Origin of the sequence: Testudinibacter sp. TW-1, from assembly GCF_050613185.1 — a bacterium.
GTDB lineage: Bacteria > Pseudomonadota > Gammaproteobacteria > Enterobacterales > Pasteurellaceae > Chelonobacter.
The window spans coordinates 1,413,374-1,435,922 of the sequence record NZ_CP192511.1 but is presented as its reverse complement, the minus strand read 5'-3'; the positions used below and the strand labels follow the sequence as shown (position 1 = coordinate 1,435,922).

Genomic DNA, 22,549 nt, shown 5'->3' with positions numbered 1-22,549 from the left:
TGGCTAACGCGTTAAAAACATTCTTTTCTGCCCTATGAAATTTCTAAACCATCTGTGCGATGGCTAACTCCTCTCGCTCTTTGGTATCAAATTCAAAATATTTCTAAACCATCTGTGCGATGGCTAACTACATATCTAAATACACCCCACATACATATCTTTTCTAAACCATCTGTGCGATGGCTAACTAGTGTGGGGAATTAATCGAGTCCCACCCGACTTTCTAAACCATCTGTGCGATGGCTAACACTTTTTAGTGATAGTACTATCATCTTCTTTTTTTCTAAACCATCTGTGCGATGGCTAACCGATTTTAAAACGGCTTTTATCTGCACCCCAAAAGTTGGACTGCAAAACCAACTGACTAAGGTGCAGATTTTTATGACTAAATATACCCAAACATTTAAACAACACACAGTTGATTATTACTTTCAACATGCGGGCTCAGATGGCTTGCGAGTCAAACATACTGCCCGAAAATTTACCGTCGAAGAAAAGCTTCAAGCCGTCAAATTAGCCCGACAAGGGCTGTTCTCCCTTGAACACATCGCCTTAACCTTGGGTATCTCAGGAGGCACTGTTATTTCTAAATGGTTGCAACGTTTCAAACAATTTGGCATAAATGGACTGATTGATAAGCCCAAAGGACGACCAGCCGTGAATAAACCGAATAAATCGAAAAAACACGTTAAGCCATTAACGCCGTTAAAACAATTAGAACAAGAAAATCTGCGTTTGCGTGCGGAGAATGCCATCTTAAAAAAGTCGATGGAGTTATCCCTGAAAGACGAAGCCGAAAGGCAGAAATTGTTAAAGCCTTAAGCGGTGATTTTCCGCTTAATTTATTATTAGATATCATTAAGTTAGCCCGAAGCACTTATTTTTACCATCAACAACCGAAGACAGATAAAGAGGCCGATTTAAAAGCGGAAATCCGTCAAATTAAACGAGAGAATCCGCAGTATGGCTATCGCCGAGTGACATTGGCACTCGGTACGGTCAATCACAAAAAGGTGCAACGTTTGATTCAGATGATGGGCTTACAGGTGAAAGGGAGGAAAAAACGGAAATATTGTTCTTACAGAGGCGAAGTGGGTCGAATTGCTGATAATCTGTTAGTACGTCATTTTACGGCGGAAAATGCTTACGAGAAATTAGTGACTGATGTGACGGAATTCAAAGCAAAAGACGGCAATAAAGTGTATTTATCGCCAATGTTAGATTTATTTAACAATGAGGTGATTGCTTATCAACTTGGTCGTCGTCCAAACAGGGCGCCGGTTGAGCAGATGTTGCGACAAGCCGTGAATAAGCTCCCGAAGGAGGCAACGCCGATATTACATTCAGACCAAGGCCGGCAGTATCAAATGCCGTCTTATCGCAATATATTGGCAGATAATCAGATTCAAATCAGTATGTCGAGAAAGGGAAATTGTTTGGATAATGGCGCAATGGAAAGTTTTTTCGGCAGGCTGAAGACAGAATGTTTTTATGTTCGGCAATTTGATACGGCAGATGACATTGAGCAGGCGGTTCATCAATATATTGAGTATTACAATACTGAACGAATTCAAGTAAGATTAAAAGGATTAAGCCCGATACAATATCGAACTCAATCCGTTCATTAAGCAGTCCAACTTTTTGGGTCAGATCAAATTTTAGATTAATAAAATTGATTTAAATAGCACTACTGAGAAGAGGGCAACAGCGAAATTCACCATCTCATTTCAATACACACTTTCATAGGCAAGAATCTTCGTCCTATTATAAAATTTCATTATAATTCAGCGTTTCAATTCACACTTTCGTGAAGGAGCGACACACTTTTCCGTAGACGCGAAAATGTTTTCTCTGTGTTTCAACTCGTACTTCAATAAAGGCTCGACAAATTCAAGGATGGCGCGGAGTGTATAATAAAGCGTTTCAACTCACAGCGGCGTATGAGCCGCTGGCACCTCCGCCCGTTGATAATGGGTCGAATACAGGGTTTCAACTCACAGCGACGTATGAGCCGCTGGACAATCTGTGATTGACAGTCGTCAAAATGTGCTGTTTCAACTCACAGCGGCGTATGAGCCGCTGGGTCATTGCCGTTTTCATCTGCACGCTGATTGGCTGTTTCAACTCACAGCGGCGTATGAGCCGCTGGAAGTCCACCCCAATTTTAAGCCGTCAGTAGTATAGTTTCAACTCACAGCGGCGTATGAGCCGCTGGTTGCCGTCCTGGTAGCTGACTTTGCCCAAGACCGGTTTCAACTCACAGCGGCGTATGAGCCGCTGGCGGATCTGTAACATTGTTGGTAGTCCGCTGCGGAGGTTTCAACTCACAGCGGCGTATGAGCCGCTGGAAGCATGATTAAAATCATCAAAAATAATATTGATGTTTCAACTCACAGCGGCGTATGAGCCGCTGGATGTTGAACAAAGCCGTTTATACGGGTAAGGTTGAGTTTCAACTCACAGCGGCGTATGAGCCGCTGGTTAAAATCGGTAGGAATACGGTGATAACGCGTGAGTTTCAACTCACAGCGGCGTATGAGCCGCTGGATATACCTTTTACAGCAACGGCGGCGCAGACATTGTTTCAACTCACAGCGGCGTATGAGCCGCTGGGTATCATGTTTGATACCAAAGTTCGGGTGTTACAGTTTCAACTCACAGCGGCGTATGAGCCGCTGGTTTATGCCTAGCAAACACATAGATGATCTAACGTGGTTTCAACTCACAGCGGCGTATGAGCCGCTGGAAGACACCAATATAGCCATCATCTGATTTATATGGTTTCAACTCACAGCGGCGTATGAGCCGCTGGAAAGAGTGTTCGTTGTGGCAAGTGCTAGAGCGAGTTTCAACTCACAGCGGCGTATGAGCCGCTGGTGGGCTTTCCAGACGCGATCGAGTATGACGATTTGTTTCAACTCACAGCGGCGTATGAGCCGCTGGCTTTGCAGCTTATGCCTATCCACTGCCGATAACCGTTTCAACTCACAGCGGCGTATGAGCCGCTGGTCTATGCGCCGAGCGTGCCGAACCTGTCCGGCGTGTTTCAACTCACAGCGGCGTATGAGCCGCTGGATGTGTTGAAATCAATAACGCAGGATTAAAAATGTTTCAACTCACAGCGGCGTATGAGCCGCTGGAATTGATTTGAGAGCTAAGATTATTGATCGCTTAGTTTCAACTCACAGCGGCGTATGAGCCGCTGGGGCTTTGGTCAATAATAACGGGTGGCACAGCGGCCGTTTCAACTCACAGCGGCGTATGAGCCGCTGGGCAATGGCAGCAACAGATTACAGTTCGATTACCGGTTTCAACTCACAGCGGCGTATGAGCCGCTGGATAACAAGGGTAATTTGAGGCTTGAGCCAGGGCGTTTCAACTCACAGCGGCGTATGAGCCGCTGGTTGTTAAGTTTTGGAAACAAAACAAAGCGGTGCTTGTTTCAACTCACAGCGGCGTATGAGCCGCTGGATTTTTCATGTTGTTCTCCTAAAAATAAAAAAGGGTTTCAACTCACAGCGGCGTATGAGCCGCTGGAGAAATTGACCGCTATTATGCAACCTTGTTGCATGTTTCAACTCACAGCGGCGTATGAGCCGCTGGGGAGCAGTTAGGCAAGTTAATTGTTGTGAAAGATGTTTCAACTCACAGCGGCGTATGAGCCGCTGGGCACAGTTGAGCGCACAACAATTTCACCCCTGCGGTTTCAACTCACAGCGGCGTATGAGCCGCTGGGCACTCAACACCGCCTCGCTCGCCGCCTCATGCTGTTTCAACTCACAGCGGCGTATGAGCCGCTGGGAAGCTGTGTTGGCGTTTAAGACCAGCGACAATGTGTTTCAACTCACAGCGGCGTATGAGCCGCTGGTGGTTCAGGTAATAGTGACGGGGATGGAGATGGTGTTTCAACTCACAGCGGCGTATGAGCCGCTGGATGGGGCAATTATTAAACGCCTGGATATCACAACGTTTCAACTCACAGCGGCGTATGAGCCGCTGGTTCTAACCTCGCCGTTAATTAATGTGTCAGCTATCGTTTCAACTCACAGCGGCGTATGAGCCGCTGGATTTTTGTAAAACTGAAATAATCTATCTGCCTTTGTTTCAACTCACAGCGGCGTATGAGCCGCTGGGTCATAGACGTAGCTTTGTTTAGTGATTTTAGGCTGTTTCAACTCACAGCGGCGTATGAGCCGCTGGCTACGCAGCGAGCAAGTGCGGTCAAATGCGATTGTTTCAACTCACAGCGGCGTATGAGCCGCTGGATGGCAGTCCCAGTAATGCGGTGGATTGGCTTACGTTTCAACTCACAGCGGCGTATGAGCCGCTGGAAACTGGACAAGAAATTAATTTTGCGGTGGGCTTGTTTCAACTCACAGCGGCGTATGAGCCGCTGGTGTCTGAGCGCCAAGAGCGCAAGAATACCATGGAGTTTCAACTCACAGCGGCGTATGAGCCGCTGGTTCGGTCAGCTTTAAAAGCCGGATAGTCTCGAGGTTTCAACTCACAGCGGCGTATGAGCCGCTGGCTAAAGGTAAATTCCCAAATGGTGTTGATTTAATGTTTCAACTCACAGCGGCGTATGAGCCGCTGGATATTATTAAATAGTTCTCCACCGCCTAATAATGGGTTTCAACTCACAGCGGCGTATGAGCCGCTGGGTGCCGGGCGACATAAAACTACAGCTGATCGAACGTTTCAACTCACAGCGGCGTATGAGCCGCTGGGACGATCAAAACGGAATATCATCGTCGAAATTCGTTTCAACTCACAGCGGCGTATGAGCCGCTGGATTATGAATAATAGTTACTTTTTTCCTAACAGTTGTTTCAACTCACAGCGGCGTATGAGCCGCTGGATATTTGGATTAATTTGGGGATTGCTTGCAATCAGTTTCAACTCACAGCGGCGTATGAGCCGCTGGGTCTCGATGAAGTTTGGCGGATATTTCCGAATGAGTTTCAACTCACAGCGGCGTATGAGCCGCTGAAAGGATTTTTTAGATCCATGATTAAATCTCCGTGTTTCAACTCACAGCGGCGTATGAGCCGCTGGGATAAGATACCACCGGTTTTATCGCCCATATCGTGTTTCAACTCACAGCGGCGTATGAGCCGCTGGCCGTAACGCCTTTAGCCAGTAGCGCAAAAACAGGGGTTTCAACTCACAGCGGCGTATGAGCCGCTGGTTAACTAGTTAAAAATAAAGGTTATTGGGGTAGCGTTTCAACTCACAGCGGCGTATGAGCCGCTGGCTAAGTGTCCACATACAAATCTAAGTGTCCACATACGTTTCAACTCACAGCGGCGTATGAGCCGCTGGGCGAGCGCTCTCCAGTTCGAGGCGCACACGTGTGTTTCAACTCACAGCGGCGTATGAGCCGCTGGCACTGCCGTTAAACACTTTCATCGCAAGGGAGCTGTTTCAACTCACAGCGGCGTATGAGCCGCTGGCGGTTCAAGTGATTCGGGTTCAGGGGGTATTAGTGTTTCAACTCACAGCGGCGTATGAGCCGCTGGTGGCGACTGAATAAGCCGTTTCTGACTGTCCCATGTTTCAACTCACAGCGGCGTATGAGCCGCTGGTTTCCGCAAAGCTCAAGGTTCATTTTGGTAGCGGCGTTTCAACTCACAGCGGCGTATGAGCCGCTGGCTGCTTCATTTTCTATCCCTAGCGACATTGCCGCTTGTTTCAACTCACAGCGGCGTATGAGCCGCTGGGGAATATCAGGAAGCCGCTCCCATACACCATCAGTTTCAACTCACAGCGGCGTATGAGCCGCTGGAATCGGGGTGAGCTTATTTTTCATCGCTAAAACGGTTTCAACTCACAGCGGCGTATGAGCCGCTGGCAAGTTAAAATATCTAACCTATTTTCATGATGAGGTTTCAACTCACAGCGGCGTATGAGCCGCTGGACCCTACTTTAAAATGTATTAAATATTAATATGTTATATATTTATATTCGCTTACACCTAAAATAAAAAGAGTAATCAGACTATATCATAATCTAAAATTAATTTCATTTATCCAAATTGTTAAAGAAATCAAGCGTCGCCAATCTCCCCGCATTTCCATGAGAACAACAGGTTAGCGCGCTACACAATCAGTGTATCTTTGAATATATCTACCGCAGCTTTTGCGCCGTGGTGTTCCACTTTGCGTCGCCATTTGCTGCCCAGGTGGTAAAAGCGCAGGCTGTCGGTTTCGGGTTGATAGGTGGCGAGCAACTTGGCTTTCAGGCGCACCCATTGGTCGGGGGCGATGTCGCATTCGAATACCGAATATTGCACGCGCACGCCGTAGTCTAGGCACAGTTTGGCAATCCGCCGCAGGCGCGCTTGGCCTTCGGGGTCTTCCAGCGAAATATCATAGGTAATCAGCATCAGCATGGGCTACCTCATCAAAAACGGCGGATATTCGGCCAAATCGCCGCGCAGATGGCGTGCCAGCAGCATGGCCTGAATATAGGGCAGCAAGCCGATTTCCACCTCTTCCTGCAAATACGGATGAATGATTTTTTCCTGCTTTTTGGCTTGCAGGCTTTGAAACAACAGCTTGCGCGCATCCACCTTGATATTCACCGCCCCGCTGGCTTCCGTCTCAAAATCCTGTAGGCGGATTTGACCGCGGTTAATCAGGCTCAACACCATTCTGTCCACCCACCAAGCGCGGAATTCTTCCAAAATATCTTGCGCCAAACTGTCGCGCCCAGGCCGATCAGCGTGCAAAAAGCCCACTTGCGGATCCAGCCCCACGCTTTGCAGCGCGCCGCTAATATCCTTGCCCAATACACTGTACAGAAAAGACAGCAAGGCATTGACCGGATCGCGCGGCGGGCGGCGGTTGCGGCCGTTAAACACAAAACCGCACTTTTGCGTCAGCAAATGCTGAAACACGCCGAAATAGCGCGAAGCCGCATCGCCCTCAATGCCGCGAATCTGCTCCAGATTATCCGCCCGTTGTAATTGCGCCAAACTGAAATTCAAGGCACGAATGGCCGTCTGAATCTCATCGTGTTCGCCATGATTACGCTGCCTGCGCTGCAACACCCGCTTCAACGACTGGATTTTCGCCGCAATGATATTACGCGCAATTGGTACAGGATTATGTTCCGACACCTTGTACTGCGCCCGCCGCAACAACACATTGCCGCTCTGCCGCCCCTGCAAACGCCCGAGATAACGCCCGTTTTCGGTAAAAAACGCCAAATTGACATTATTTTCCCCGCAAAACCCCATCAAAAACGGCGACACCAACACATTACCGAAACAGAAAATATGCGCAATCGAATGCACAGGCAATTGCAACAACTTCTGCCGCTCGCCTTCAACGGTTTTTTCAATCAGCAAGGTTTCCCGCTCTTTATGCAAGTAAGTACCTTGGGTGGTGATGTAGAGGGTGTTTTGGAGTTTGCGCATGATTATTTTTAATTTCTCAATTAATTTTTTAATCTGACGTACATATGCTCCTGCATTCCTTCCGCATTTTGACGCATTTCATATTCAAAAATATCAGGATGCTTTTTTATTAAATCGGTCAATTTTTTACAACCAAAATTTCGCGGATCAAAATCAGTCTGCAAGAGCTTCCAAGTCGAGCCAAAAGAAGCAGCCGTAACCCATTCACTATCAGATTGTTCAAATATTTTTTGAATAATATCCATTGGTAGAGCAGTATGGTGAACATGGCTACTGCTTATTTTGGCTTTAGCGGTATCAGTAACTGCTATGGCTTGAGATGGTTTACTTTCTATTGCCAATTCTTCTTTTTCTTTATCAATAGTAGGCGGCAATAAATTTTCCACATAGATAAATTGACTACACGCATTGCGAAAAGCTTCGGGCGTTTGCTTTTTGCCAAACCCATAAACGGTTACCCCCTCCTCCTTTAAGCGGATTGCCAATGCAGTAAAATCACTATCGCTAGATACAATACAAAATCCGTCAAACCGCTCTTTATAGAGTAAATCCATCGCATCAATAATCATAAGACCATCAGTTGCATTCTTGCCTGTAGTATATGCAAATTGCTGCATTGGTTTAATCGCAAATTCATTAATAACTTGCTTCCACTTTCCATTATCAGCTACAAAGTTCCCATAAATCCGTTTAACCGTGGCTTCGCCAAATTTGGTTACCTCTTCTAATATTGCTTTAATGCTATTTGCCGAAGCATTATCTTTATCAATCAAAACAGCAAGATAGGCTGACTTTTCTTCCACTACATTAAAACTGGTTTTGTACTTAGACATTTTCACCCTTAAATTATTAATCATTTTTACCGTAATCAAACAACCCCGCCACATACTCCCCCGACCTATCCTTTTTCAACAAAGAAGGCTGGCACAGCTCCAACAACGAACACGCTTTGCAATGTTTGCCATACACAGGCTGCGGGGTTGCACCACTTTCCAGCAGCGACCGCACTTTGGCAATCACCGCCAATGTTTCTTGCCTGAGGCCGTCTGAAAACAAGACCGGTTCGCGATGGCGGGTTTGCTGATACCACAACGCGCCCTCCTCCACCGTTTTGCCGGTCATTTCTTCCAAACACAAAGCCTGCGCGCAAAGCTGGATTTCGTCCCAATGCTCAGATTTGGGCTTGCCGCGTTTGTATTCCACCGGTTTCAGACGACCTGTTGCCAGCTCGTGTTCGACCATATCGAGAATACCGCTCAAGCCCAAATTTTCAGCCGATACGTGCACGCTACGTTCAAAGCGAATGCCTTTGCGTGTTTCGGGTTCGCCCGAATCCACCCGCTCATGCAACGCCCTACCCTGTGCGGTAAGAAAATTCTCCGCCCACGCTTGCTCGTTGTGTATCAACGCACATTGGCGCGGACAAAAGGCATAGTGTTGCAGGGCGGAGAGGGGGATTGGGCGCATGGTTAGAAGCCGTTAATCTCTTTGGGTTCTAATCCTTTCAAATTATTCAGCACATAGCTGCCGTCGGCATTCACGCTCAGGCTGCCGTGTACTTTGGCGGATGAATATTGACCGGATTTGCAGTTGTGCTCCCACCAAATCAGCTTCAATACCTGCATACTGCCTTCGGGACGGGCGGAAGAGGCATCGCCTTCAAACAATTTGCTCAGCACGGCTTTGATTTTTTCGGCATCGGTATCGCTGAAGCCGGTGCGCTCCGCCAATTGCGGCGACATTGCGCCATAGGCAACATAAATGCCTTTGTCGATACGGTGTTTCATGCCCATAGTGTCGGAGCCGCGTTTGCTGCCATCACCTTCGCCGCTCACGCTTTTGGTAATCTGGGTGCTGGTAACGATGACCGGCTCAATGCTGAAAGCCGATTGAATAGTAACCGGACCACGCACGGCGATGGAGACACCCGAAGCATCATCACTTTTACCAAAGGCGAACACTTGCCCGAAGCTGCGCACGTCCAGCCATTTTTCACAGGCTTTTTTGGCGGTTTCGTCTTTGTTGGCTTTTTTCGGATTAAAGGCATCTGCCCCTAAGCCAATGTCTTTGTCCTTGGCACGATTGGCGAGGCTGGTCATGCCATCGGTTTTCTTTTCATCCGATTGCACGAAAATAGCTTCCCCACTATCTTGCAAACGGTCGCGGATTTTTCGTTTCAGGCACACGTCGGTCATTTCGCCGATACCTGAAAAATCCACACGCGGGCGGTTGCCGTTTAAGGGGTCGCCGTTGGGATTGGCATTTTGTACGCCGATAATCAGGGCGAAGTCGATTTTTTTAGTTAAGCTCATTGGGTTTTCCTTTGAATGTTGGTTATTTATTCGCTTGCTTCGGTTTTCTTTTGCTTGGCTTCGATGGCTTTTTCAATGTCACGCTTGATCTCCATTTTTTGGCAATGATAGCCAAGCAGAAATTCGCCGCTTAATTTGCTGTCGGACACAAAATCTTCGGGCTTGAACAAATCCATGATTTCGCCGATGGCTTGTTTGCCGGTATCTTTTTGACGGCTGCGCAAGCGGTCTTGGTAAGGGGCGAGCGCCAACTCGATATTTCGCCAAGTAGCAAACGGATGTTCTGCAAAGCGCTGCATATAACGCTCGGCGGTGGTTGCACGCTTTTCTTCTGCCAGATACAAGGCGTAAGATTCGATATTTTCGGCAATCGCCAACAGCCTGCCGTATAAATAATCGCGTGATGTATTTTCTTTATCTAAAGCCATAGAGTAGTTTCTCCGTTGTGATGAATCGTGATGACGGGCGAGATAGCCCCGATATAAGCTACAGGCTACACCGATATTGCGTTCCCATTCCCAATGCTCATAACCATTGGGAGTACAGGCCGTCTGAAAGCTCTGTTGCACCAAATCCTTGGGTATCGGCACATTTCGTCCGCCGGCGATGACGGGCAACAAACGGGCGTAAAGTTGCTTTTTGAGCTTGCCGTCTTTATCCGATACTTTGCCGTAAATTGCTTCATAAATCGCATAAGGCGCAGGCGGAATCATCGGCCAAATGGTTTGTTTGCTTTTCTTTTTGCCGTCTTGCGTTTCACGCGAATAGCGTTGATACCAAGAGAAATCATCGACCCAAGCATCCAAATTGGCAAAATAATTTTCAGGTAAAAATTCCTGATAATAGGTTAGTGCCATGCGACCGGGGGTGGCGGAATCCAGCATTAATAAAGAAATCTGTTCGTGTTCGCTTAATTGGGCTTGCAGACCGTGCAGTTTCTTTTTAATCAACTCGGCTGCTGTTTTACCGATATTGGCCGACCAATCTCGCTGGTTGATGCTTTCAGACGGCCTATTGCTTTCATCGCCTGCTTCTACAATTGCTAAATCATCATCGTCAGCATCAAGATAGTCGTAATTGTCTTGCAAGGGAGACGGTACGGTTTCGCCGCTGATTGCCCAAGCGACGGTGACTTGTTCGCCATTGCGGATTCCTTGGTTTCCGATTAGCCAGCGCAAGGCACTATGGGCTTTGGCCGATACTTCCGATGCGATGCTTGCAGCTTCTTCAGCCGTTTCAAATCGGCCACGGAAGGTATAGCCGCCTTTATCATTGGATGAAATCAACTTTGCCTTATCACCGGTATGACGCAGCTTGGCAGGATGCATGGTTGATATGACCGCCTCTTCACCTTGTATCAGACAAAATCCCTTAGTTGCTTCACTCGCCGCAAGATAATCAATCCATGACTGCTGAATGGCTTTGTCTGTCCACGTTTCACTTTGTACATCTCCAGCAAGCTCAACCCGCCAACACACCAAAGCGGAACCATAATCTTGATTTTTGGGCAAGGTTGCAAAAATGGGGGGAGCATCCTCACCCTGCCAAGAATTTAATACATGGCCGTCTGAATCCAGTTGAAACACACCCGCTCGAATCAAGTCAGCCATGACCTGACCTTTGGCAACATAATGCAAAACAGACCGCACTTTCGAATGGGCATACGGTGAATCACACCATGCTTGCAATTGCTGCAAATAACCATCGAAATAGGCCTTTTTATCACCACCGAAATCCGCATAATCTTTGGCAACATATTGGATTTTATCGGCAAAGGGATGCGGCGCTTCACCACTGGTTCTGTTTTCCGAAGATTCAGTTACCGGAAGCAAAACAGTCGTCTTTGGCGGCATAACCCTGGCCGTCTGAAAACTCCCCTCGCCATCCACTACAATTTCAATATGGGCAGTTTGCAAGGTGTGGGCAACTGGCGTAAGCGGATTATCTGCACTATCCATTTTTGCCGAAATCACATCATACGTCCGATAAAGTTTCTGCATCCAGCTCATAAACCCAGCTCCTTCGCTTCATCTTCCACCGCCTTAAGGTTTTCACCACGACCAAAGGATTTTTCAGGCTGCATTTTGCGGATAAAACGGGTTTTCAGACGGCCTGTATCATCCACGCGCGGAAATTCAATCACGCCGTTTTGCATATTCGCCCGCCAAAACCGACTGATCAGCTCATGATTTCCCGTTTCTTCCGGATAGCCGAAGCTGTGGAACATCAAGCCGAAATCCAAATTCGGCACTTCATCGTAAAATCCTTTACCTTCGCCAAATTCGCACGGCTCGACATAGCCTTGGCAATCCCGCGTTCCCAAGAAAATATCCTGTCTGCCACCGCGATTGATCATCCGTTCGGCAATAGCGAGATGTTTGGCGGGAATGCGGTCTTCAACCAAATTCGGCTGGTGCATATTCCATTCAAAATGGGCTTCTACCTGATATTCCACATCCTGCAAAAAGGTATAAATCGCCAAGGTATTGCCGCCGTCCCAATTCAGCGGCTTGGTGGATTTGCTCTGGGTTTGAATCGGCTTCATCACCCGAATGCGGTCGATATGCCAGATCAATGTCGGTTTCCAATATACGCTCCGGACGATGCCTTTTATCGCTTCATAAGTCGGCACTTGGTAGCTGAATTTTTCCCCGCCGATTTTGGTCACCGGGTCGGTAAACAAAGCCTGCCGCCCCCATACGCGAAAACTGATTTTATTTTTCATAATTCTCCTATGCACTCAAAAATTCCATCGGTGCGACTTCGTCAACCGCCAAGCCGTATTCTTGACTGTAATACCGCTCTTTCAAATAGTAAATACCCGTATCCGCAATTGGATAAATCGCCTCTTCTTTGATTAACTTCTCCCAAATATTGGGAAACACATTCACACTGAATCTTTGGGCTTTTGACAATAAATGATAAAACCGCTTGGGTGCATACTCGCCGCACAATTGGGCAATCAGCTCCTTGCCCTCACCATAAGGCACAATCACCGCCCGAGTGGGCGCATCAATTGCTTGGAATGCCCGCCCCGCACTTTTGAACGACTGCATCAGCAAGGGATACTGTTTGTTTTGTTTGCGTTTGTCGTTTTTGGCGGCATAAACGTTGTGACCGTTGTCGCCCAGCCAATCCAACAGGCTACCTGAAGTGCTGTTTTTAAGCGGGTACACCATTTCGCCGCTGCGTTGGTAAAAATAATATTGAAAATAACGTTCCATCGCACCGGGCTGCAAAATATCCTGCCCTGTAAAATCTCGAAACACCCGTCCTGCCTGCTGCTGCCCCTTCTCAATATCAGGCAGCAGATCTTTGAGATTATTCGGCTCTTGCAGATTCAGCACCCAAACCTTGCCTTTTCCCTCTGCTTCACCATGCCGATTACAACGTCCCGCTGCTTGGGCGATGCTGTCTAATCCGCCCAAAGCGCGAATCACGCACGCCATTGATATGTCCACGCCGGCCTCAATGAGCTGGGTGCTGACACACAGCACGGGCAATTTGGCTTGCAGGCGTTGCTTCATTTTTTCAAACAAATCCTTGCGGTGCGTGGCGCATTGGTTGGTACTCAGATGAAACAAGGCTTCAGACGGCACATTATGCCGTTGGCAATATTGATAAAGCTCGGCCGCCCATTTTTTGGTATTGACGATAAACAGGCAGCTTGAAGCCGTCTGAAACTGTCCCAGTAAAAATGCCCCCGCATCATCCACTGACCAGCCGCCCGCTTTTTCATTCAGACAAACCTCCACGCGCGATAAATCAGCAAACAGTCGGGCGATATCATCGTGTTCCCCCATGATTTCCGCATTGTCCGCCAGCTTTAACAAACCGTTTACCAGCACCTTGTTTCGGTCTTCTTCCGGAAATTTATCCAAGCCGGATTCGGCCAATAAAGGTTGAGTGGCAGTACACAAGATAGCACTGCTTTTGCCGAATCGGGTTAGCCAGTTGAGCGTGTTGCAAAACATATGTACGCATTTCACCGGTAAAGTCTGGATTTCATCAAAAATCAGCACGCTTCGAGTCATCGGGTGGATATGCCGCGCACCTCGTGTGCCGCCACCAAACCAAGCGTCCAAAAATTGCACCATGGTGGTGAACACAATCGGCTTGTCCCAATTTTCAGCAAGCAGTTTGTTTTGCCAGCTTTGCTTTTCAGGATCGAGATTGGAATGGTGTTCCAGCACCCAATCATCGCCCAAGATTTCACGGACAGTTTGGGCGTTTTGATCGATGATGGAGGTGTAAGGGATAATATAGATAATGCGGTCTAATTGGTGCTTTTGCGCGTGATGCAAAGCATGGCGGAGACTTGCCAAGGTTTTACCGCCGCCGGTTGGCACGGTCAGCGTGTAAATACCTTGCGGGTCATTTGCCCTATCCAGGCAAGCATTGGAAATTCGTTGACGGATTTCATCAATCGGATAACGGGGCTTGAATGCTGCAAGGTGAGTTTCTAATTTATCAATCGCTGGTTGCCAATCGGTTTGCTTTTGCAAACTTCGTAAGATTTTACGGTTGTCATCTTCAAAATCGGCACTATTGATACGGTCGGCATCAATCAGACAGCTAAACAAAAAACGGGTGAAACAGCCCAGATAGAATTCTTTCACCTTGTCGCTGGCTTCAGGTAAGCGCAGCAGGTCTTTTAGCGGTGTCACTATCTGTTTGAGCAAGGCTGTGTCCGCCAAGGTTTGCGCCTGCTGCATGACCGCAGAATCCGCATTTTGCTCGCATTCGCTCAAATGGGTTAAAGCGTCATCTTTATCAAACCGCTTTTGCCAAACCACGTTACCTTCGGCATCCAGGCAATCAATCAAACCCGCGCCATGATGCGAAGCGATGCACAGCCCCAATAGCTGCCCGCACAACTCTCCCTGACCTTGTGTACCAAATTTTTTCAATTCGCGATAAACCCACTGCGCCCCTGCCGTGGAGTGATCAACCTTGCTGCCGTTTGGTGTGCTTTCCTCATCGTCTAAATCGGGATTGACTAGCCTGTTACATCATGAATATACTTTTGAAATTTCAGAGAATATTTACCGAAGTCATGCATCAGTCCCAACAATTCTCCTGCCAAATCCAGCCCCAGCTTCGCAGCCAGCATTTTGGCAATCGCCGCAGTTTCAAACAGATGGGTTTCCACCGATTGCTTGGTGCTGTCTGATTTACGGACATGGGCAATGTATTGTGTTTTCAAAGTTTTCTCCTCATGATTATTTCGCCCCAAAACTAACAGAGAACCTTGTACTATAAAAAAGCCCCGCCGCCATTTATCCATATTCTGGACATGACTTTGCAGGGCTGGTTTTCAGCCGAGTGGGCATAGTATTGAGAAAATCGCTTATTTTTCATGAATAAGTCTACCATTCGCAAAAGTTATTCTGAATTTACACTCCGATATATCCGATGTCTATGAGTATTTTCTATAATTGCTTGCTATATCACACTATTTCGGTTGGACTTCCTCATACAACCATTGCGCCACTTGTTTGGCATAATAGGTCAAAATACCGTCTGCGCCGGCGCGTTTGAAGCAGAGTAAGGCTTCCATAATCGCCGGTTTTTCCGCCAGCCAGCCGTTTTGGATTGCGGCTTGGAGCATAGCGTATTCGCCGGAAACTTGGTAGGCGAAAGTCGGGACGCCGAAGTGGTGTTTCACGCGGTAAACCAAATCCAAATACGGCATGCCCGGTTTGACCATCACCATATCCGCCCCCTCTTGCAGGTCTAACGCCACTTCTTGCAAGCCCTCGTTGCTGTTTGCCGGATCAAGTTGGTAGGTTTTCTTATTGCCGCCTTTCAAGTTGCTACTGGAGCCGACCGCGTCGCGGAATGGTCCGTAGAAACCGGAGGCATATTTGGCGGAATACGCCATAATCTGGGTGTTTACAAAGCCGTTTTGTTCAAGTGCGGTGCGGATTGCGCCGATCCGCCCGTCCATCATATCGCTTGGGGCGACAATGTCCGCACCGGCAGCAGCGTGCGACAAGGCTTGTTTGACTAAAATCTCGCTGGTGGTATCGTTGAGCACATAACCTTGCTCGTCGATAATGCCGTCTTGTCCGTGTGTAGTGTAAGGATCGAGCGCGACATCAGTCAGCACACCCAGTTCAGGATAAGCGGCTTTCAAGGCGCTAACCGCACTTTGCACCAAGCCGTTCGGGTTATAGGCTTCTTCTGCCAACAACGATTTTTTACCCTGTTCAATCACCGGAAACAGGGCGATCACCGGTACACCGTATTTCACCAATAACCCGGCTTCGATCAGCAATTGATCCAAGGTTAAACGCTCCACGCCCGGCATTGACGGCACCGCTTCGCGCTGATTTTCGCCCTGCATGATAAACACCGGATAAATCAAATCATCGGCAGTCAGCCTATTTTCCGCGACTAGCCGACGGCTGAAATCATGGCGGCGCAAACGGCGCATACGGTTAGCCGGGAAACGAGCAAAAATTTGTTGAGTCATAATCTTGTCCTCTCTTTAACGCAATAAGACGCCAACGGCGTCTTTAATTCGGAATCTTTATCTGATTAAGAGTCTGCGGCGGCTTCATCTTCTTCCCGCGGTTTATAAAAACGGGAGAACACCAAACCGACTTCAAACAGTAACCACATCGGAATTGCCAGCAATGTTTGTGAAAACACATCCGGCGGGGTTAAAAACATCCCAGCCACGAATGCCGCGACGATAATATAAGGGCGTTTTTTACGCAGATCGTCCGCTGTCGTCACGCCGCTCCAACAAAGTAAAATAATCGCAATCGGCACTTCGAAGCAAATGCCGAATGCCAAGAAAATGGTAAGCACAAAATCCAGATAGCTGCTGATATCGGTGGCGATTTGCACTCCTTCCGGTGCGGTTTTGGTTAAAAAACCAAACACCAGCGGGAACACCACATAATAAGCGAAGGCAACGCCGACATAAAACAGTAAGGTGCTGGAAACCAACAACGGATAAACCAAGCGTTTTTCATGTTTGTACAGCGCAGGGGCGACAAACGCCCAAGCTTGATATAACAGGTACGGCACGGAAAGGAAAATCGCCACCACGCCGGTCAATTTTAACGGCGTGAAAAACGGCGCCACCACGCCGGTGGAGATCATGCTGGCGCCTTGCGGCAACTGTTCAATCAGCGGTAACGCGATAATCCGATAAATATCATTGGCAAAAAACACTAACGCGCAAAAGACGATTAAAATACAAACGATGGATTTTAACAGACGATTGCGTAATTCAATTAAATGGCTGATTAACGGTTGTGAGTCTTCAACTGACGACATACTACATTATCCTCACCGCGTTGACTAAGCGGACGCTTTGTCGGGTTGTGCCGTAGGTTCGGCGGTTGCTTCTGACTGATCAAGTTGTAACGGTGCGGCTTCCGCCTGTTGCGGATCAAGCTGTGCTTCACCCGCTTCGGCAAGTTCCGCCTGTTCATCGGCACTCAAGCTGTCTTCAATCCGTTTAACACCGTCTTGCAACTCTTTATTCAGACTATTCAGATTGCTTTGCTGCTCCTGCACATCCCGTTCCATTTTTTGTGCGGATTCTTTCAAATCCTGAATACTTTTAGCCAATTCCGGTGAAAGATCGCCCAAATTCAATTTTTCCGCTTTTTTAATGCTTTCTTGCAATTCATGCAATTTCAGTTCTTGGCTTAATTCATTCTGAACATTGGTGGCAATGCCGCGAATGGTTCTAATCCAGCCGACAACCGTTCTGATCGCCACGGGCAAACGCTGCGGCCCCAATACCACCAACCCGACGATAAAAATTAAAACCAGTTCGGAAAAACCAATATCAAACACGATTTATGCCTGCTCTTTATCTTTGACAGTTTGTTTTTCTGCTGTTTTTTCAGCTGAATTTTCTAATGATTGCTGAAATTCGGCATCTTTCTCTTTGGCATCGTCGTCTTTAATGGCTTTTTTAAAGCCTTTCACCGATTCACCCAGATCCGAGCCTAATGTCTTCAGTTTTTTGGTTCCGAATAACAGGACTACGATTAATACGATAATGGCAAGTTGCCAAACGCTGATACCCATAAAATCACCTCATGATATGAAAAATAGCGCCGAAACGGCTAAATTCCGATTGTTTAAATACTATTGTTAAAATAATGCGTTATGCTACTTGAAAAACTTTAAACTATTGATAGCTTAGCGTCAATCTGCAAATTCATTTTGGATCAAATTTTCATTAATCCCTTTTTATCAAGCCGTAAAGCCAGATTATAACCGCACTTAGTAGTAAGCACGAACTAAAAAATAGCGGTAAATGTTCAAATTGCAAAAGTGTTGTGACGAATATCACACTCCCAACCAACGCACTGTACCAATGGCGGCGCTGATGTCGTTGGTTTTTATACAAAGTGCGGTTTAATTCGCCAAGCTGACGACCAATCTCTTTTTGCTGTTGCAGCGCATGATACAACGTTTCCGGCATTTCGGCAAAATGTTCGCGGAAATACGGCAAGCGCTCTTTAATCCCGCGATAAACCGATTTGAAGCCGATCTGATCATCCAACCAATTTTGTAAAAACGGTTTGGCGGTTTGCCACAGATCCAGCTGCGGGTAGATCTGCCTGCCCAAGCCTTCGATATACAATAAGGTTTTTTGCAACAACACCAACTGCGGCTGCACTTCCATATTGAAGCGGCGCGCAGTATTGAACAGGTTTAACAACACATGCCCGAAGGAGATTTCACTCAGCGGCTTGGCGAAGATCGGATCACAAACGGTGCGAATCGCCTGTTCGAACTCTTGCACATTGGTATCTTCCGGCACCCAACCGGAGTCGACGTGCAATTGCGCCACCCGTTGATAATCGCGATTGAAAAAGGCGAGAAAATTTTCCGCCAGATAGCGTTTATCTTCACGGTTAAGTGAACCGACAATGCCGCAGTCAATGCCGATATATTGCGGATCTTCAGGATGTTCGGGATTAACAAAAATATTGCCCGGGTGCATATCGGCATGGAAAAAACTGTCGCGGAACACTTGGGTGAAAAACACCTGCACGCCACGCTCCGCCAGCAATTTCATATTGGTGCCGTTGGCTTCCAACGCAGCGATATCCGACACTTGAATGCCGTAAATCCGCTCCATCACAATCAGATTTTTGTAGCAGAAATCACTATACATTTCCGGCACATACAGCAGCGGGCTGTTTTCAAAATTGCGCCGTAATTGGATTGCATTTGCCATTTCACGGCGTAAATCCAACTCATCAAGAATGGTTTTTTCATATTCGCGCACCACTTCCACCGGACGCAAGCGCCGCCCTTCGCTCGATAGGCGCGGAATCCAACCTGCCAAGCGATACATCAGGCTAATATCCGCTTTAATGTCCTTTTCGATATTCGGGCGAATCACTTTCAGCACCACTTCACGTCCGGCAAAAGGCATATTGGAATTAAAACGGGCGGTGTGTACCTGTGCGATCGAGGCGGAAGCCAATGCGGTTTCATCAAACTCGACGAACCATTTTTCCAGTTTACCGCCAAGTGCGGTTTCAATCTGTTGGCGCGCTAACTTGCCCGAAAATGGTTCGACTTGATCCTGCAATAATGCCAATTCGTCGGCAATACTGTCGGGAAACAGATCACGCCGGGTAGACAACATTTGCCCCAATTTTATCCAAACCGGTCCCAATTCTTGCAATGCCAAACGCAAGCGCAAACCAAAAATTTTATCCTGATGGCGGTTTTTCAACCAAAACAGCAAGTTACGGCCGCAACGAATCGGGCGGGTGAACGCGTTTTTCGGTAAGGATTCATCCAAGCCGTATTGCAAAATCACTTGAATAATGCGGTAGAAACGCAAGACCGATTTCATCACTTTTCCATTCCTAGTTTATCCAGCAGTTGTTGGAACTTCTGTTCAAGCCGATCACTTTGCCGTGAAAGATCACTCACTTGTTGTTGAAAATCAGCCACTGCCAACATCGGCGCGGTCAAACGCCACTCCTCACTCAGCCGCTCGCCCCAATGTCGGTTTGCGTTTTGTTGTTTGCGTTGGAAGAATGCCAGCCCTTGTTTCGCCAATTGTGTCATATTGTACGCAAGCACATCGCCCACATACGGCGCCAGCAATTCCGCCGGATCTTTTTCGACAACATCCAATAATCCGAGAAAATCTTGCAGCACTTGCAAATCGCCATGCAGCACAATGGATTTATCGTTAATATACCGGGTTAATTCCGACTTTTTCGGCATTTTTAACAGCGTTTTCGCCGAGGTTTGCACAGTACAATCGGCTTCGCCTTCATATTGGTGCAACACATCAATTTGCTGTGCCGAAAACACGAAATAGCAGTTCATTTCCGGTTGGCGTAATTGTATTGCCAAGATTTTACCGTTAAGTTTACGTAAGTGCGGTTGGCCATTTTCCGTGCGCTTGAGCAAATGCAAAAGTGCGGTTTCCAACGCGGAACTCGCCCATTGCGGCAACATCAATTGTGTTTTAAGCTGTTCCCAATTCGGCAACATACTCACCCCTCCGCTAAAACTTATAGCCACGATGTAACGCGACGATTCCGGCACTGAGATTATAGTAATCCACGTTTTCTAACCCCGCTTCACTCATCATCTGTTTGAGCGCGTTCTGATCAGGGTGCATACGGATCGATTCCGCCAAATAACGGTAACTTTCGCCGTCATTCACCACCACTTCGCCGACTTTCGGCAAAATGTTAAACGAGTAGAAGTGATATAGCTTGCTTAACGGATCGAGGATCGGCTTGGAAAATTCCAACACCAGTAAGCGGCCGCCCGGTTTCAGCACGCGGTACATCGACCGCAAAGCTTTTTCTTTGTCGGTGACATTGCGCAAACCGAAACTGATGATAATGCAGTCGAAAGTATTATCGGCAAACGGCAAGGCTTCGGCATTCGCCTGCACATATTCCACGTTGCCGACCACGCCCAAATTGCGCAATTTCTCGCGTCCGACTTGTAACATCGAGTCGTTAATATCCGCCAACACCACTTGCCCCGCCGCGCCGACAATGCGTGAAAATTTGGCGCTGAAATCCCCTGTGCCACCGGCAAGATCCAGCACTTTTTGCCCTTTGCGCACGCCGCTGCAATCAATGGTAAAACGCTTCCACACCCGGTGTACGCCGAACGACAATAAATCGTTCATCAAATCATATTTGCCCGCCACCGAATGAAACACATTGGCGACCAATTTTTGCTTGTCTGCTTTGGCAACGGTTTTAAAACCGAAATGGGTGGTTTGCGCCGGCTCGTGCTGCTCCGACACTTCGGTATTAGGGGAAATTCGTTCGCTCATGATCGTATCTTTTAGGGTTAACATCGTGGAAATTTTGCTTACTTTATCATAAAAGTGCGGTCAACAACCGCACTTCTGTTTTTATCTTAAAGCGAATTGATAAAAATCACCAAAATAATCAGTGGAATAATATATTTCACATAGTTAAACCAAATACCGGTCAACAACTTACTGCCGCCCAACTCTTTTTTCGCTTCGTCTTTCAGCACAAAACCGACAAAAATGGCACTGCCAAGTGCGGTCAGGATAAACAACACGTTGCCGCTGACATAATCAAAGGTATCGAAAATACTTAACCCCATGATTTTGACTTCTTGCCATTGGTTGTCCCCCAGTACCGACGGAATATTGCCCAAAATAAAAATGCCGCCCAAAGTCAGCGCGATTGCGGATTTACGGCTTAAACGGGTCTTTTCCTGCAATACAGTGATCAGCACTTCATAAATGGTAAGTGAAGTGGTTAATGCCGCAATAATCAGCAAACTAAAAAAGATGGTGGCGAATACCGAGCCTGCCCACATATGCGAAAACACAATCGGTAGGCTTTGGAACACTAAGGTCGGACCGGAATTCGGCGGCACGTTAAAGGTGAACAACGACGGGAAAATCATAAACCCGGCCGCCAAGGCGATTAAGGTATTCATCACTGCGGTAATCGTGGCGGTTTTCACCAGATTTTCTTTTTTATCCAAATAACTAGATAACGTAATCAACACGCCGAAGCCCAAACTCAAGGCAAAAAACACCTGCCCTAATACAAACACAAACAGCTCTCTGGTGATTTTGGAAAAATCCGGAATCAAATAAAAGGAAATGCCTTCCCATGCCCCGGGCAAGGTCACATTACGCACAATCATGACTAGCAGGAAAATAAATAAAATCGGCATTAAATAGGTCACCGAACGTTCGATCCCGTCCATAATGCCTTTGGCAAGAATAATGTAATTCACTAATACGAAAAGTGCGGTATACAGCAAAATCGTTAAGGGGCTGTTTTGGATATGATCGCTGAAAAATGCCGAGGTGGTTTCAATCGTCACTGGCGCGGAGAGATCCAACGCACCGGACAGCAAACTGCCGATATAAGTCAGCACCCAACCGCCGAGCACCATATAATACGCCAAGATCCCGAATGCACCGAGCAAGCCCATATAGCCCAAGATTTTCCACGCTTTGTGGATTTTTTTACCGTTGGCTTCACCGGCAAACGAATCGACCGAGTTTTTTTGCATTCGTCTGCCGATGACATTCTCCACCAAAATCATCGGAATACCGATTACGATCATCGCAATGCAAAACAGCAGCACATAGGCTCCGCCGCCGTTCTCACCGACTAAATAAGGAAAGCGCCAAGTAGCGCCGAAACCAACCGTCGCCCCTGCCACCGTTAGCACATAGGTTAATTGGCTAGACCAAGATTGTCGTTTTGTTGTTGTATTTGTTGTCATAATTCCTCGGGTTTAAACAGACAAAAATATCTCTTGCCCGTCCGTGAGCAAGAGATATTAA

At 47.4% G+C, this 22,549-nt stretch carries 17 protein-coding genes, 2 pseudogenes and 2 CRISPR repeat arrays (1 of these 21 only partly in view); of the genes and pseudogenes, 1 reads left to right on the top strand and 18 read right to left on the bottom strand.

Annotated features, from left to right (window positions below; all coding sequences use genetic code 11):
- Nucleotides 1-308: direct repeats of the CRISPR family, unit length 28 nt; unit sequence TTTCTAAACCATCTGTGCGATGGCTAAC (it extends 80 nt beyond the left edge of the window).
- A 73-nt stretch (nt 309-381) separates the two neighbouring features.
- A protein-coding gene (locus ACQ31U_RS06920; RefSeq protein ID WP_431050605.1) for an IS3 family transposase occupies nt 382-1,628 on the top strand; the annotation gives its coding sequence in 2 pieces (ribosomal slippage) (nt 382-778 and nt 778-1,628; 1,248 coding nt in all).
- A 292-nt stretch (nt 1,629-1,920) separates the two neighbouring features.
- Nucleotides 1,921-5,917: a CRISPR direct-repeat array (repeat unit 32 nt; unit sequence GTTTCAACTCACAGCGGCGTATGAGCCGCTGG).
- 180 nt (nt 5,918-6,097) lie between these two features.
- On the opposite strand, the gene cas2 is transcribed toward ACQ31U_RS06920, so the two are convergent.
- The 18 genes and pseudogenes from cas2 to ACQ31U_RS06830 form a co-directional block, all read right to left on the bottom strand.
- Nucleotides 6,098-6,391: a CRISPR-associated endonuclease Cas2 gene (cas2, locus tag ACQ31U_RS06915; protein WP_139609651.1), complete on the bottom strand. Its 294-nt coding sequence runs from the start codon at nt 6,389-6,391 to the stop codon at nt 6,098-6,100.
- A gap of 3 nt (nt 6,392-6,394) precedes the next feature.
- Nucleotides 6,395-7,420, bottom strand: a complete 1,026-nt coding sequence (gene cas1c / locus ACQ31U_RS06910) for a type I-C CRISPR-associated endonuclease Cas1c (protein ID WP_431050603.1) — start codon at nt 7,418-7,420, stop codon at nt 6,395-6,397.
- A 20-nt stretch (nt 7,421-7,440) separates the two neighbouring features.
- Nucleotides 7,441-8,253, bottom strand: coding sequence for an NYN domain-containing protein (locus tag ACQ31U_RS06905; RefSeq protein ID WP_431050601.1), 813 nt, complete (start codon nt 8,251-8,253; stop codon nt 7,441-7,443).
- Nucleotides 8,254-8,269: 16 nt separating this feature from the next.
- Nucleotides 8,270-8,887: a CRISPR-associated protein Cas4 gene (gene cas4, locus ACQ31U_RS06900; protein WP_431050599.1), complete on the bottom strand. Its 618-nt coding sequence runs from the start codon at nt 8,885-8,887 to the stop codon at nt 8,270-8,272.
- Between the two features lie 2 nt (nt 8,888-8,889).
- Complete coding sequence (gene cas7c / locus ACQ31U_RS06895; RefSeq protein ID WP_431050597.1) at nt 8,890-9,732, bottom strand: type I-C CRISPR-associated protein Cas7/Csd2; 843 nt, start codon at nt 9,730-9,732, stop codon at nt 8,890-8,892.
- 26 nt (nt 9,733-9,758) lie between these two features.
- Nucleotides 9,759-11,741, bottom strand: coding sequence for a type I-C CRISPR-associated protein Cas8c/Csd1 (cas8c, locus tag ACQ31U_RS06890; RefSeq protein WP_431050595.1), 1,983 nt, complete (start codon nt 11,739-11,741; stop codon nt 9,759-9,761).
- Nucleotides 11,738-12,457, bottom strand: a complete 720-nt coding sequence (gene cas5c / locus ACQ31U_RS06885; RefSeq protein ID WP_431050593.1) for a type I-C CRISPR-associated protein Cas5c — start codon at nt 12,455-12,457, stop codon at nt 11,738-11,740. Before cas5c ends, cas8c begins: the two co-directional genes overlap by 4 nt.
- A gap of 7 nt (nt 12,458-12,464) precedes the next feature.
- On the bottom strand, nt 12,465-14,351 hold the full coding sequence (gene cas3 / locus ACQ31U_RS06880) for a CRISPR-associated helicase Cas3' (RefSeq protein ID WP_431054299.1): 1,887 nt from the start codon (nt 14,349-14,351) through the stop codon (nt 12,465-12,467).
- Nucleotides 14,334-14,648: pseudogene (locus ACQ31U_RS06875) on the bottom strand (CRISPR-associated helicase/endonuclease Cas3); the annotation flags it as partial. The gene cas3 and the pseudogene ACQ31U_RS06875, both read right to left, overlap by 18 nt.
- 83 nt (nt 14,649-14,731) lie before the next feature.
- Nucleotides 14,732-14,938, bottom strand: a complete 207-nt coding sequence (locus tag ACQ31U_RS06870) for a CRISPR-associated protein Cas3 (RefSeq protein ID WP_431050591.1) — start codon at nt 14,936-14,938, stop codon at nt 14,732-14,734.
- 249 nt (nt 14,939-15,187) lie between these two features.
- The gene (gene hemB, locus ACQ31U_RS06865) at nt 15,188-16,210 is read right to left on the bottom strand and encodes a porphobilinogen synthase (protein ID WP_431050589.1); all 1,023 of its coding nucleotides are present in this window, start codon (nt 16,208-16,210) and stop codon (nt 15,188-15,190) included.
- Nucleotides 16,211-16,275: 65 nt separating this feature from the next.
- On the bottom strand, nt 16,276-17,025 hold the full coding sequence (gene tatC / locus ACQ31U_RS06860) for a twin-arginine translocase subunit TatC (RefSeq protein WP_431050587.1): 750 nt from the start codon (nt 17,023-17,025) through the stop codon (nt 16,276-16,278).
- Nucleotides 17,026-17,276: 251 nt separating this feature from the next.
- A pseudogene (gene tatB, locus ACQ31U_RS06855) lies at nt 17,277-17,553 on the bottom strand (Sec-independent protein translocase protein TatB); the annotation flags it as partial.
- A 3-nt stretch (nt 17,554-17,556) separates the two neighbouring features.
- Nucleotides 17,557-17,790, bottom strand: a complete 234-nt coding sequence (gene tatA / locus ACQ31U_RS06850) for a twin-arginine translocase TatA/TatE family subunit (RefSeq protein WP_431050585.1) — start codon at nt 17,788-17,790, stop codon at nt 17,557-17,559.
- A gap of 154 nt (nt 17,791-17,944) precedes the next feature.
- On the bottom strand, nt 17,945-19,582 hold the full coding sequence (gene ubiB / locus ACQ31U_RS06845; protein ID WP_431050583.1) for a ubiquinone biosynthesis regulatory protein kinase UbiB: 1,638 nt from the start codon (nt 19,580-19,582) through the stop codon (nt 17,945-17,947).
- Entirely contained in the window at nt 19,582-20,235 is a 654-nt protein-coding gene (locus ACQ31U_RS06840) for a ubiquinone biosynthesis accessory factor UbiJ (protein ID WP_431050581.1), read from the bottom strand. Before ACQ31U_RS06840 ends, ubiB begins: the two co-directional genes overlap by 1 nt.
- Before the next feature lie 13 nt (nt 20,236-20,248).
- Entirely contained in the window at nt 20,249-21,040 is a 792-nt protein-coding gene (ubiE, locus tag ACQ31U_RS06835; RefSeq protein ID WP_431050579.1) for a bifunctional demethylmenaquinone methyltransferase/2-methoxy-6-polyprenyl-1,4-benzoquinol methylase UbiE, read from the bottom strand.
- An 86-nt stretch (nt 21,041-21,126) separates the two neighbouring features.
- On the bottom strand, nt 21,127-22,488 hold the full coding sequence (locus ACQ31U_RS06830) for a sodium-dependent transporter (protein ID WP_431050577.1): 1,362 nt from the start codon (nt 22,486-22,488) through the stop codon (nt 21,127-21,129).
- Between the last annotated feature and the right edge of the window lie 61 nt (nt 22,489-22,549).

Bases quoted from the DNA above. Each gene is read 5' to 3' on its own strand.
- cas2 (WP_139609651.1), bottom strand. From the start codon at position 6,391: ATGCTGATGCTGATTACCTATGATATTTCGCTGGAAGACCCCGAAGGC.
- cas1c (WP_431050603.1), bottom strand. From the start codon at position 7,420: ATGCGCAAACTCCAAAACACCCTCTACATCACCACCCAAGGTACTTAC.
- ACQ31U_RS06905 (WP_431050601.1), bottom strand. From the start codon at position 8,253: ATGTCTAAGTACAAAACCAGTTTTAATGTAGTGGAAGAAAAGTCAGCC.
- cas4 (WP_431050599.1), bottom strand. From the start codon at position 8,887: ATGCGCCCAATCCCCCTCTCCGCCCTGCAACACTATGCCTTTTGTCCG.
- cas7c (WP_431050597.1), bottom strand. From the start codon at position 9,732: ATGAGCTTAACTAAAAAAATCGACTTCGCCCTGATTATCGGCGTACAA.
- cas8c (WP_431050595.1), bottom strand. From the start codon at position 11,741: ATGAGCTGGATGCAGAAACTTTATCGGACGTATGATGTGATTTCGGCA.
- cas5c (WP_431050593.1), bottom strand. From the start codon at position 12,457: ATGAAAAATAAAATCAGTTTTCGCGTATGGGGGCGGCAGGCTTTGTTT.
- hemB (WP_431050589.1), bottom strand. From the start codon at position 16,210: ATGACTCAACAAATTTTTGCTCGTTTCCCGGCTAACCGTATGCGCCGT.
- tatC (WP_431050587.1), bottom strand. From the start codon at position 17,025: ATGTCGTCAGTTGAAGACTCACAACCGTTAATCAGCCATTTAATTGAA.
- tatA (WP_431050585.1), bottom strand. From the start codon at position 17,790: ATGGGTATCAGCGTTTGGCAACTTGCCATTATCGTATTAATCGTAGTC.
- ubiB (WP_431050583.1), bottom strand. From the start codon at position 19,582: ATGAAATCGGTCTTGCGTTTCTACCGCATTATTCAAGTGATTTTGCAA.
- ACQ31U_RS06840 (WP_431050581.1), bottom strand. From the start codon at position 20,235: ATGTTGCCGAATTGGGAACAGCTTAAAACACAATTGATGTTGCCGCAA.
- ubiE (WP_431050579.1), bottom strand. From the start codon at position 21,040: ATGAGCGAACGAATTTCCCCTAATACCGAAGTGTCGGAGCAGCACGAG.
- ACQ31U_RS06830 (WP_431050577.1), bottom strand. From the start codon at position 22,488: ATGACAACAAATACAACAACAAAACGACAATCTTGGTCTAGCCAATTA.